The sequence below is a fragment of the Patescibacteria group bacterium genome (genome assembly GCA_041650895.1).
Lineage (GTDB): Bacteria > Patescibacteriota > Patescibacteriia > 2-01-FULL-39-33 > 2-01-FULL-39-33 > CAISTG01.
Genome location: JBAZKF010000002.1, coordinates 1 through 12,550, shown reverse-complemented (window position 1 = coordinate 12,550; position 12,550 = coordinate 1). Strand labels below are relative to the sequence as shown.

Genomic DNA, 12,550 nt, shown 5'->3' with positions numbered 1-12,550 from the left:
CATAAAGCTCTTCTAAGCCGCAAACTTAATGATGTTGCCATTTGGTTCTCGGTGAAATAATAAATCTTTCATAATCTCCACCATAATTAACTTGAAGACAGCTAAGGGCATAATTATCAGCCAATCATTAAGATCTAATGGGGTTAATCCGAAGATACTGGAAAAAAACGGCGTATAAATAACAACAAATAACAGAACAAAAGATACGACGACGCTCCAAAACAACGGTTGATTGCCCAAAGGATTTTGCCGCCAAACCGGCTGATACAAACTGCGCAAACTGAAAGCGTAAAGCAGGGCGTCAGCGCTCAAAGTAGCCAAAATTATCGTCCTGATATGAGCCAAGGGCGCTCCTTGCATCTCTAGAACAATATAAATCAATAAAAGTAAAACATCAGTCATCAACGCCGCTACAATAATCATCCACTTCATTTTATTATCCAAAATCGGCTGTTCTCGCGGGGCTGGAGGATAGGCCATCGCATCGCCATTGCCGGCTTCAGCCGCCAAAGTCAAGTTAGGCAAGCCATGATCAATTAAATTAATCCACAACATTTGTATGGCGATTAACGGTAAGGGTAATCCTAAAAATAAAGCTCCGACCAACAAAATAATTTCTGAAAAACTGCCTAAAAAAAGATATAGAGTGACTTTTTTTATATTATCAAAAATGTTCCTCCCCTCCTTGATCGCTTCCACTATCACGTCAAAACCATTATTCAGTAAAACCACATCAGCGGCTTCCTTGGCCACGTCAGTGCCACCACCTAAAGCAATGCCCACATCAGCGGCTTTTAGGGCGGGCGCATCATTAATGCCATCGCCGGTCATCGCCACTACCTTCCCAAAATTGCGCCAAGCGTTAACTAAGCGTAACTTATGCCGCGGCTCCACCCGAGCATAAACATCAATCTCCGGCAATTGCCGCATCAATTGCACTTCAGTCAATTTATCCACTCCTTCACCAGTCAAAATCCGACCTCGCCCCAATCCCAATTCAGCGTAAATCGCCTGCGCTGTAATTTTATGATCGCCAGTTACAATAACCGTCCTAATACCGGCATTGCGACAATCAATCACAGCCTTAGCGGCATTTGCCCGCAGGGGATCTTTTAGAGCGACAAAGCCGACAAAAACCAGATCATGTAATTTTTCATCCAACCGATTAAAATGATTGGCTGTATCATAGGCCAAAGCCAAGATACGTAAACCTTCTTTGGCTAATTCTTCAACTTTGACCTTCAGAAGTTTCGTCTGCTCTGGAGACATTTTCCGTTTATCTCCGCCGATCAGGACTCGGTTGCAAAAAGGCAAAATCTTTTCCGGCGCACCTTTAGCAAAGATATGACTATGCCCGTCAATTTTATGCCGATGCAAGGTGGCCATATACTTACGCGAAGAATCAAAGGGTATTTCCGCCATTTTAGGATATTCGCTATCCAATTCCTCTTTATTGAAACCGGCGGCCAAGCCGGACAAAACCAGTGCCTGTTCAGTGGGATCGGCTATAATCTGTAACTCGGCTAATGCGGCTTCCGGATTAACAATCCGAGCAGAACTGCATAATAGGGAAATTTTAGCTAATAATGCCAGTTCTTTAGCTTCATCCCCTCCCTCCAACGACTCTTGAAGCGGTGTAATAGAAAACTCTCTTTCAGCTGTAAGCAAACGGGCTACTTTCATGCGTCCCTCGGTTAGAGTTCCGGTCTTATCCGTTAGAATCACTGAGATACGACCCAGGGTCTCTGTGGCCGACAAATGACGTACTAAAGCATGGTGCTGTAAAATCCGTTGCATACCCAAAGCAGAAACAATAGTCAAAGAAATCAGTAATCCCTCAGGAATGGCGGCGACGGCAAGAGCGGCAGCAATAATAAGCATCTGCCCGATTCCGTATCCCCTGAACAATCCCATAACCAATATAATCAAACAGATAACAACGACTGCCAAAGCTAATAAGCGACTGAATTGCTCCAATTGTTTAAAAAGCAATGTCTTTTCTTCCTTGATCCCCTCTAGCATTTTACCAATTTTCCCAAACTCCGTTCTACCACCGGTAGCGCAAACAACAGCCAGCCCCTTGCCTCGCGCCACAGTCGTACCCAAATAAACCATATTCTTTCTGTCGGCCAGAGTTGTCTGCTGATTTAATTTTTTTATTTCTTTGCTTACGGGATTCGATTCACCGGTTAAGGTTGCTTCCGAGGTCTGCAAATCAAAAATCTCCAGTAGACGGCAATCAGCCGGAACTTTATCCCCGCTTTTTAAAGCGACGACATCACCAGGGACAAGCCCGGTAGCTGGCAACACTAATGGCCGTCCATCGCGAAAAACCGTAGCATAATAAACAACCATAGCTCGCAATTTTTCCAACGCCCGATTGGCTTTATTTTCTTGAAACCAGCCGAACCAGGCATTGATACCCACTACTACCGCAATAACTACGGCATCGGGCCATTTTTGCAATAGAACAGAAATAACGACAGCGACAAGTAAAATATAAACCAAGGGTGATTTAAATTGAGACAAAAAAATCATCAAAGATGAAGCTGATTTGGCCCGACTCAACTCATTCTTGCCAAACTGATCCAATCGTTTTTGCGCCTCTTCAGCCGATAATCCGTCAATAGCTGAATTCAAAAGCTTAAAACAAGCCTTCGCTTCCAGATTATGCCAATTATCATCAGTTAAATAACCATCAATCCCCTTTTCAACTTTCGTCGACGGCTGTAAAACAGTTTTAGATTTTTTGTTCTTGCTCTTCATGATAAAAAATGTTTTGTAATAATATTGTCTGCCTATATTATAACACAAAACAACTTGCTTCTCAAAATCAATCAAAAAAATATTTAAAAATAAAAACATCCCAATCGCAATTCAGCGAATGGGATGAAAAATAATGATTTCAATTAGTCATAACGCCTTTAATCGTTACCGCCGATGAAACCGCCGGCTTGCAGGCCCCACAGCTTGCCATAAACCCCATGGGATTTTTTTAATAAATCATCATGACTGCCATCTTCAATGATCCGACCATTTTCAATTACAATAATCCTGTCCATTTTACGAATAGTAGATAAGCGATGCGCAATGACAATCACAGTCTTATTCTTCATTAATTTACTCAAAGCATCTTGGATAAACATTTCCGATTCCGAATCCAGCGAGGAAGTGGCTTCATCCATTACCAAAATTGGAGCATCTTTTAAGATGGCTCGGGCAATGGCAACGCGCTGGCGTTCACCGCCGGACAGTTTAATCCCGCGTTCCCCCACTAAAGTTTCATAACCTTGGGGCATTTTAGCGATAAATTCATGGCAATGCGCGGCCTTAGCCGCCTTTATCGCCTCGGCATCAGTCGCTTCCGGCCGGCCATAGCGGATGTTTTCCATAAGCGAACGATGGAACAACATGGGCTCTTGAGGCACTAATGAGACATTCTGCCACAAGCTTTCCTGCATTACGCGAAAAATATTTTGACCATCAATTAGAATCTCGCCGCCGTTAATGTCATGCATACGTAAAATCAGCTTGGCAATAGTTGATTTGCCTGAGCCGGACGGCCCAATCACTGCCAGACGTTGATGCGCCGCTATATGCAAATCAAAATCTTTAAGCACTCCGGCGCCATCACTATAACCGAAAGACACATGATCAAAAATAATCTGCCCCTTGTCAACCTGCAATTTTCTAGCTTTGGGAATATCCACTATCTCATGAGGCGTATCCAAAACAATAGTCATTTCCTCGGCATCGGAAAGATTTTCGTAAATACGCCTGATATTATTGCCGAAATCCCAAATACGATCGGTAATGCTATTAAAGTAAGACTGAACCAAAACAAAATCACCAATAGTGAATTCGCCATGGTACCACAAGTAAACAGCATAGGCCAAGATGCCGATTTGCAGGCCGTTTACTAAAAACCCCTGAACCGAATCAAATACTGCGCCCAAATCCCAAGCCCAAACCTTAGCCCGACGCAATTCTTCATTGGCTTGAGCATAAGCTTTGACCTCGCGCTTATAGCCGTTGAATAATTTAACATTGGCGTTATTGGTAATGGTATCAGCCAAGATGCCGGTGCTCTTAGTGTCTAATTCCGCTCGCTTGATATCATACTTGAGTTTGAATTTAGTAAAAAACCAATTGATGGCCAGAAAAACCACCAACCAGACGATAACCAATATGCCCAACCAAGTATTAACGCCGAATAAAACAATAGTGATAAAAACAAGCATAACGACCAGAGGGGCAAAACTCCAAATTATGCGGTCAGCAATACTCTCATAAGAAGAGACGAACCATTTGACTTTCTTAGTCAACGAACCAACGAAATTATTATTAAAATAACTGAAGGAATTCCTATGCAGATATTCAAAGCAAGAATTATTCAGCTCGGTTATTACCTTAGCCTCAAAATGATTGGCGGAAAAAACATTAATTCGCTTCAATAACCAACGGACCAAAGAAATAACGGCAATAATAACAAGAACCCAAACAATGCCGGGAAAAATATCAGTTTTCTCCGCCGGCAAAGTCAATAAATCAAATAATTGTTTATAATACAGGGGCGAGACCACCTCTAAAATAGTGCCGCCGATAATGCCGCCAAAAGCCAAGGACATGGTCCAGGGATGTTTTTTGGAAGCTTGCCAATAATGGCGTAAAGTTTTTTTGGTGTTATCTTTCATAGGGCATAAAATGAATAAAATTCAAATAAAAAGAGACGCTGCTGAGATACGCAACGTCTCCCGGCATAATCCAATTAACGGGTAGAAGTTGCGGTAACAGATACAGCAGAAGAAGGCGTCAAGGCGCTGTTAGCGGCAGCCGCGGATACGGCAGGGGAGATTATCTCGCTGATGCCTTTAAGCGCTTGCAAATCAATGGCGGCTCGACCCAAGAAATAACGTTTGCCGTCAACCGGCGAAACATACCAGGCACCAGTTTTACCGCCATCAAGCAGAAGGATCTTGCCTTTAAAATTCGCCGCGAATTTCAAATCAACTGGCTGTTTGATACTGACATCTTCGCCACTGGTTCCGGCCTGACCTAAAGGAATACGCACCAAATCCTTGGCGCTAATAGCCACACCACGATTTAAAATCGTATAAAAAGCATCGGGATCAATATTAGCCAAGGCCGACTTGAAAGTATTATAAATCCTAACGGCCTCATCTTTTTGCTGGATTAAGTCCTGAACTTTCTGGGTCTGCAAGGCAATGGCGCTCTGGCTGGCATTAACGTCTTCTTGCATTTTAGCCAGATCAGTCAAGCTCTTAGTCAGCTGGGCATCCTTGCTGGCCAGAGTCTGATTAACTGTTTCCAATTCGGTTTGAGATTGCCTTAGTGATGACTGCAACTGCACCGAAGCAGACAGCAAGGCGGCGTTATCGGTATAAATTTTAGCCGCATAAGCAGTCTCGGCGATAAATAAAACAATGATCACGCCGTAAAAAAACCATCTTTGCCAACGTCTGAATCTTATTTCCTTACCCACTTGAACTTGAGGCACTACGGGCGCGCCACAGTTAGGACAGTTAGGTACGTTATCCGGTATTTGGCGTTTACAATTAAAACAGATCATATGTTTGGAGTTTAAGCTTAGTCGTCTTAGTTTATTATAACACTTTTGAAAATTATTGACAAAATATTACTGAGAAGGATATAATATTACAAATCAATAACGCCCTTTAAAACGAAAAATCAAACAAAAATAGGAGGTAGGGATATGAAGATGGAGGAAACACGGTTTGCCTGGGGACAGACGGGAGTGTTAATAACTGCGGTTACGCACAACGGCTTGAATGCCCAGGTAATGAAGCAAGTTGTTGATAATTTTGGTCCTCTTTTTACGGATCGTTATAATCTTACTGCTATCCAAATTGCCATTAGCGTCACTCAACTGCCGGGGTTAAAAAACTCCCAATCATTCTTTGCCACCGCCATTACAACGCCACTGGTTGAGGAGAGTATCTTCATACATGCTAACCACGTCGATCCGTCTTTAGCTATTATTTCGGCCCTAGGCTTTTGGCTTAATATTCTTGATCATATCATACAGTTAACCGGAGAGGTTATAGAAAATCAAGAACAAGGCAAGGAGCTACCGGAAGGAACGGATTATAAAAATGGCGACGAAGGAGAAAAGGTTATCATCTCAATCGAAACAATCATGGAAGATGCTTATAGAGAATTAAATGAGGCTATTGAGGATGATATAAAACGGCTCATGAAAGAAGACCAACTAGTTGAACCGGGAGAAATAGAAGAAACTGATCCGCTATTGCAAGAAAACATTAATTATGAGATGGAAACCGCCCTACCCGAGAGGGTGGATGTTGATAAATTACTATCTGAAGCCTTTCAAAAAAAACCACGCAATAGTACCAAGAATCCGGAAGATAGACTATAACCATCGAACCTTAACCAAAAACATCCGCTACGACGGATGTTTTATTTTTTTTTCGGTGTGTTTACAAAAAAATTCGAACCGATTTCACCCCCAAAAATTGATGAGCGGGCGAATTTCCTCCCCCAACCCCTCCATCCGCCCGTCCTTTCGAATTAGCGATTTCCAGTTTTTCTTTGGCGGGAAATTCTTTTATTCCGTTTCAAAAAATGCTATTTCTAACTTCTTTTCTTTTGGAATTACGGCTAATTCTGAATGACTCCATCTTAGCGGTTTTATATCTGGGTGTCTTATTACGGGAATATGCGGAGGGAAACTCTGATAATACAGAACATCTTTTTCTTCAAAAAGCCATCTACATGAACTAATCTCAATATCATAGGGTTTACAACTTTCTATCGCAACTCTTACCGCGTTTTTAATTCTTTTGAATTCTCTTCTATCGTTTTCAGTATCAAATTCAGGATAATTAACCCATCCATCAGAAAGATATTCCTGGGGAAAATCAATTTTAGGTCGAATAATGGCTTCATGACCACGAAACAACCTTTTATATTTCTCAAAATCTGGGGAGTCTCTGGTAATCAACTCCCTTGGTGAACCAGCAACCCATCCACTTAACTCTAACATTTTTCTCGTTTCTGAATTATTAGTTATGGAATTAATGTAATCAACAAATAACTTATTTTGACCACCAAAGACAAAAACTGGTGCATTAATAACAGAACCCCATATTTCTCCTCCGTCCATAATACTCATTGGGAAATATGAAGGCATTTCTCTTGCGTCTTCAATTTGTACGTCACGATCAATCATTTCAATTTTACCCTCCGTTCTCTCAAAAAAACTTTGGGCTCGGTTGGTTCGAAATTCTTGAGCCGGAAAGAATTCATCAAAGATTCCATCTTCTCGCTCATTAAATCTTCTAATAGCAGCCTCCCCATTGGGATTTTGCCAATCAGCAGACATGACATGATTCCATGTTTTATATGACGGGAATCTCCCATCTGTTAAAAACAGCCAAAGAGAATTTTCAGCCGTCCAAGAGCCGTCAGAGCAAAATCCCTCAGGATAAGTTAACACTTCTCTCCTTCTTATTCTCTTAACCCCAGTTTTTTCTTGTATTTCAGAAGGCAACTCTTGAAGAGTGTCTTGATAAGAAATACCCAATTCCTTATTTTCTACGATATGAATATTTTCTTCCTGTGCAGACGAAAACTTTTCAGCTTCATTGATCATATTAGATTCGTTCGTCCTGTATTTTTCCAGCATATATTTATTTTAACATCTCCCACGCCTCAACGCCTAAGACATGAGCTAATTTATTAATACTATCCAAAGTCGGATTGACTTCGCCTTTTTCTATGCGACAAATGTAACTCTTGTCAACGCCTAATCTGCGCGACACCTCGCCTTGCGACCAGCCCTTTAACTCGCGGTATTTTTTGAAGTTTTGAACGAATTTTTGATGGATGTCTTTCATAAGGTATGGGTATATTATACTCTTTTCTTGCGTGATATATCAACGTTGATGTATAATACAACTATGGCATTTGTCTTTAATTTTTTTAAGCCCGCTTTTGGCCAAAATGAAGTTCGAGCCGATATTTTTTCCAGGTTCTTTGGCGGTTTTCAATCCGAAAGGGCGGGCGGATGGAGGGGGTGGGGGAGGAAATCCGCCCGCTCATCAATTTTTGGGGGTGAAATCGGTTCGAATTTTTTCGTAAACACTCCGCCAATCGGTATTTGCCCAGTTTTCGGGCAGAAGTTTCATAATTCGCCAACCGGTTTTGGCCTGAAATTCAAATTTTTTGGCTTCTAATTCTTAAAGAATTGCCAAAAGCGGGCTTTAAAAAATTATTAGTCTAATCTCAAATAATATGAAGTACTTTATTTACGCTCGCAAGTCCACCGATAGCGAAGAACGACAGGTCTTAAGCATTGAATCCCAGATTGCTGAATTAAAGGAATTTGCCGCCAAGGAAAAACTGGAAATCGCCGCTTCGCTCTGCGAAGCGAAAACCGCCAAAGAACCTGGCCGAACGGTGTTCGGGGGAATGCTGGATCGGATTTGCGCCGGCGAAGCCGGAGGAATTTTGGCTTGGCACCCGGACCGACTCGCTAGGAATTCAATCGACGGGGGCAAAATCATTTATCTTTTGGACACAGGCCAGATTAAAGACCTCAAATTCCCCACCTTTTGGTTTGACAGCACGCCGCAAGGAAAATTCATGATGAACATTGCCTTTGGCCAAAGCAAGTATTACATCGACAATCTAAGTGAGAATATACGGCGAGGTCATCGGGCTAAGCTAAGGAAAGGGATTTGGCCAGTCTTTGCCCCGCTTGGCTATCTGAACAACCACCAGACCAAAGGCATTGATCTTGACCGAGAAAGGGCGCCTTTGGTCAAGAAATGCTTTGAGCTCTACGCTACGGGTGAATACACTCTAAAGGCCTTAAGAGATGTCGTTAGCCAAGCGGGACTAAGAAGCTACCGAGGCAATATTCTGGCCGTGGCCTGTGTCCAAAGAATGCTCAAGAACTCAATTTACTACGGACTATTCAAGTTTAACGACGAAATACATGAGGGAACGCATGAGCCGATTATTTCCAAGAAACTTTTTGATGAAGCTCAACAAGTGATGAGCAACCGAGGCAAGAAGAAAAGAAAACGAAAGCACGAGTTTGCTTTTTCTGGACTGATGAAGTGTGGCAAGTGCGATTGCCTCATCACTGCGGAAAAACAGAAAGGCCACAACTATTATCGCTGTACCAAGAAAAAGCAAGCTTGCGATGAAAAATACTTGCGTGAAGAATCACTTGTTGAACAAATGAAAGAGATGATTCAAAAAGTTTCTTTGCCTGATGATTGGGCAAAAAATATGCTGGCCGAGATTGAGTTGGAAAAAGAGCAAGCCAGAAAAGATGGCGATATTTTTGGGCAAAAACTTGAGGTGAGAAAAACAGAAATCGAGCAAACCATGGAGCGCCTGCTTGATTTGTTTATTGAAGGCAAGAATATCGAGCCAGAGGAATACCACACTAAAAAACAAAAACTTCTCATTGAGAAGCTTGAGTTAAATCAACAAATCAAAGATTTTGCCCAAAAAGGAAATAATTGGCTCGAACCCATGAAAGAAATGATTTTAGCAAGTAGCCAAGCCAAAATTCTATTGTCGCGGGGCGACAATTCGCAAATCCGAGCATTTCTAAAAAATATCGGCTCGAACTTCATTTTGGAAGCCAAAAAATTTGAATTTCAGGCCAAAACCGGTTGGCGAATTCTGAAAAATCTTCCTGACAATTACGAAAATCTCACTATGCGGTGGCGATGTCCGGAAGTTTGAACCGGTATTCGCCTTAAAGGCCTTATCTTATGGCCGTATTGATAAAATTATACGCCGTTTAAGGTTATTTTACAAGGAAAATCCAGCCTCCTTTGAGGTTCCGGCTTTTGCTCAAAAGGTCTACTAATTCAAAATTGCTTAATTTAGCTAAAAAGCGTCACCCTTCATATCCATTTCCTCAATCAGCTTCCTTTCCTTAAGGTATCGGCTGACAGCATACCAAGCCGAGTTTATGATCGGTATTAGTAATGTCCATCGAGGATCATTCTCTACATAGGCCAAAATGATCGGCAGAATTGCCGATACTCCGGAATAAAGAAAAACGATCGCTAGGTGCTTTAAAGCTTCTTTTTGTGGTGTTGTCATAGTGGTTTAATAAATTATCTTTTTAATGATTGCCAGTCCTTCCTCAATTTTTCTCACACCCTCCTCGACTGAAGTGTTTGGTGTGTGGCCTCCGGCAAGGGCAACAAGTTCGTCCAATATTCTTTTGTCGGTTGCCGGGCAATTGGGCTTTTTAGAATAAATCTCAAAGTGGCCAACAATGTGATCACGGTCGACCGGAATTTGCCAGCGTTGGCATATCTCGTGGATCATCATCGCACTCGCTTGTTTCATTGCCTCAGTCCAGATGTCGTTTGGTTTTCCATCGTGTTCGATCCCAATCGTATAGAGGTTAGGATTGATCTTTGGTTTTATAAACTTCCAAACTGGTGCATCGACACGACCAGCGTGCCAAGCAGTATCCTCCTCTTTGACATACTGATGAACTTCGCCGTTTTTCCCGATGCCATAGTGAGCACTTACTTGCGATGCTGGGTTTGTAAACCACGCATCGGTTCCGGCCAGCGTGCCGTCCATAATGTGAATGACTATCGCTTCCGGCCGGTAACCATTGCGACCAGCCCAGCAGTTAGGAGACTTTTTTTGAATGATGTTCATGTTGTTATTTGTTAATGGTTAGTAATAAATTGACGACAGCTGTAATGAGACCGCCGATCGATGCGGTGGCGATAATCCAAAAGAAACGCTTAAGCCAATCAACATCAGTTCCGACTTTAGTGAGGTCAGATTTAATGTGAATGAGATGGTTGTCTTTGATTTCATTCACCGTCTTTTCTACACGGTCGAGACGCTCGTCTTGTATTTTGTTTTGGTAGGCTGTTCTTTCCATATAATTATTTCGGTACATATACCGAGTCGAATCTGTTGATGAGACCTCTACCCTCCAATTTTTCCTCGATTCGGTCTTGGACATCACGATCACGCCAGAATTTTTCTTTTTCCATATCGACTGATTTTGCTTTTGCACCGACGAGTCCATACAGAAACTTCACGACTCCTGATGTGTTGTCATCGGAGAGTTTTCCGGCTGTGGTGTAGAAGCGACCAAGAGCTGTGTTCAAGAAATGAAGTTTATAAGCATTCGCTCGATAGCTGACATTTCCGCTTTTATCTTTATGTTCGTTAACCTCTAACCAGTCACGCAGTCCGGGAATCGCATTCACGAATGGATAGACACGGCTTCCTTCTTTGATCGGCTCACCAGTGAATAGGTTCTGTCCTGTGGCCGCCTCAATCGGGTACTTCAGAATTGGTGATAGTTCACCGACCATGCTCGCCAAGGTTCTCTGTGGGCTTCCTTTGTAGAGGCGGTTTATATCCTCGACTGGCAGACCGAGACCGTATAGATATTGTGAGAATCCGTTTTTCTCACCAAGTCGGACCGGCAATCCCTCTCTCATGTATGGAGGTAGATATTGGAATTCCTCTTTGGCTTTTTCTTTGTCGACTTGAAGGTTGTCTACAAGCTTGCCGATTGAAGCGTACTTACCGGGTTGCTTTACTATTTGCTCAAGCTGAAGTGGGATGTTGCCACGAGTCCATCGGTAGAATGGCAACAGTCGCTTCATAATGTTTTGCTCGAAAGGTGCGAGTGCTTCCGGTGCGTAGTCGAAGTGGAATTGGAATACTGACTTCGCGGCTTGCTCTGGTGCATCACCTTTGACTAAACGATCCACAAATAGAGGCAGACGCAATCGGTTCTCAGTGATCTCCATTGCGTTTTTAGGCAAATCCATAAGTTTACCGACAGCACCTTTGTTGACATCTTTTTCGACCTCACGCATCACATCCAAGTAACCTGGCTGGTTTACCACTCCCAGCCTTTCGGCAATTTCTTTTATTTGCTGATAGGTGTATTTCGTACCCAGCTTGGTTGTGATCGTTCCTTTGACTCCTCGAGCAATCTGATCGCCCTGGAGATACCGAGCAGGGTTTTTGACTCCGGCTATAAAGTTATTGAAAATTCCACCAATTGAGTTTCGAACATGGAATGCTGGAAACCATCCGGTCACTGACCCTTTCCAGAATCCGAGAGCTTTGTCGTAGATTTTAAGGAATCCCTTTGTCGCTTCATCGCTTGTCAGCACCTTATAAGTTTCCTCAACATGCTTCACGATCTGCTCGGGCAGAAGTACGCCTTTGAGTTGAGGCACAGTACTTTCGATATACCGCATTCCATTGTCGAAGATTGGTTTTGCAGTCTCTTTTTTCACCATCTGTCCGCTGATCGGATGTTTGTATTCTTTGGTGACCATTTCGGCTTGTTTCCCGAATTGCTTCCCGACATCGGTTAGAAAGTCGTAGGTATTTATGGCTTTGACATGTTCGGCTTTACGAGCACCAAACGCTTTGAATGCATCTTGCTCAAAAAGCTTCACGCCGTGAGTCTTGCGGAAGTAACTATTGATATTTACGAGCGTATCATCGAGTGTTCGAGATT

The 12,550-nt window shown here is 42.6% G+C and carries 11 protein-coding genes; 2 read left to right on the top strand and 9 right to left on the bottom strand.

Features of this window, described 5'->3' with window-relative positions:
• Positions 1 to 12: 12 nt before the first annotated feature.
• The 3 genes from WC473_04810 to WC473_04800 all read right to left on the bottom strand — a co-directional run bounded on the left by WC473_04810 (position 13) and on the right by WC473_04800 (position 5,590).
• Entirely contained in the window at positions 13 to 2,766 is a 2,754-nt protein-coding gene (locus tag WC473_04810; protein MFA5125109.1) for an HAD-IC family P-type ATPase, read from the bottom strand.
• 158 nt (positions 2,767 to 2,924) lie between these two features.
• Entirely contained in the window at positions 2,925 to 4,694 is a 1,770-nt protein-coding gene (locus WC473_04805; GenBank protein MFA5125108.1) for an ABC transporter ATP-binding protein, read from the bottom strand.
• A gap of 74 nt (positions 4,695 to 4,768) precedes the next feature.
• Positions 4,769 to 5,590 carry a hypothetical protein gene (locus WC473_04800; protein ID MFA5125107.1) on the bottom strand — a complete coding sequence of 274 codons (822 nt, stop codon included), beginning with the start codon at positions 5,588 to 5,590 and terminating at the stop codon, positions 4,769 to 4,771.
• Positions 5,591 to 5,734: 144 nt separating this feature from the next.
• Between WC473_04800 and WC473_04795 the strand changes: the two genes are divergently transcribed.
• Complete coding sequence (locus WC473_04795) at positions 5,735 to 6,418, top strand: hypothetical protein (GenBank protein MFA5125106.1); 684 nt, start codon at positions 5,735 to 5,737, stop codon at positions 6,416 to 6,418.
• Between the two features lie 189 nt (positions 6,419 to 6,607).
• Here WC473_04795 and WC473_04790 read toward each other — a convergent pair whose 3' ends face one another.
• On the bottom strand, positions 6,608 to 7,654 hold the full coding sequence (locus WC473_04790; GenBank protein ID MFA5125105.1) for a hypothetical protein: 1,047 nt from the start codon (positions 7,652 to 7,654) through the stop codon (positions 6,608 to 6,610).
• A 37-nt stretch (positions 7,655 to 7,691) separates the two neighbouring features.
• The gene (locus tag WC473_04785; protein MFA5125104.1) at positions 7,692 to 7,898 is read right to left on the bottom strand and encodes a helix-turn-helix transcriptional regulator; all 207 of its coding nucleotides are present in this window, start codon (positions 7,896 to 7,898) and stop codon (positions 7,692 to 7,694) included.
• Positions 7,899 to 8,295: 397 nt separating this feature from the next.
• Here WC473_04785 and WC473_04780 point away from each other — a divergent pair, with 397 nt between their 5' ends.
• Positions 8,296 to 9,765: a recombinase family protein gene (locus WC473_04780; protein MFA5125103.1), complete on the top strand. Its 1,470-nt coding sequence runs from the start codon at positions 8,296 to 8,298 to the stop codon at positions 9,763 to 9,765.
• 147 nt (positions 9,766 to 9,912) lie between these two features.
• On the opposite strand, the gene WC473_04775 is transcribed toward WC473_04780, so the two are convergent.
• The 4 genes from WC473_04775 to WC473_04760 form a co-directional block, all read right to left on the bottom strand.
• A complete protein-coding gene (locus WC473_04775; protein ID MFA5125102.1) occupies positions 9,913 to 10,131 on the bottom strand; it encodes a hypothetical protein in 219 nt (72 codons plus the stop codon).
• A gap of 6 nt (positions 10,132 to 10,137) precedes the next feature.
• On the bottom strand, positions 10,138 to 10,707 hold the full coding sequence (locus tag WC473_04770) for a peptidoglycan recognition family protein (GenBank protein ID MFA5125101.1): 570 nt from the start codon (positions 10,705 to 10,707) through the stop codon (positions 10,138 to 10,140).
• A gap of 4 nt (positions 10,708 to 10,711) precedes the next feature.
• Complete coding sequence (locus WC473_04765; GenBank protein ID MFA5125100.1) at positions 10,712 to 10,957, bottom strand: hypothetical protein; 246 nt, start codon at positions 10,955 to 10,957, stop codon at positions 10,712 to 10,714.
• The coding region (locus WC473_04760; GenBank protein MFA5125099.1) for a hypothetical protein at positions 10,944 to 12,550 on the bottom strand (1,607 nt) is incomplete at its 5' end. The genes WC473_04760 and WC473_04765, both read right to left, overlap by 14 nt.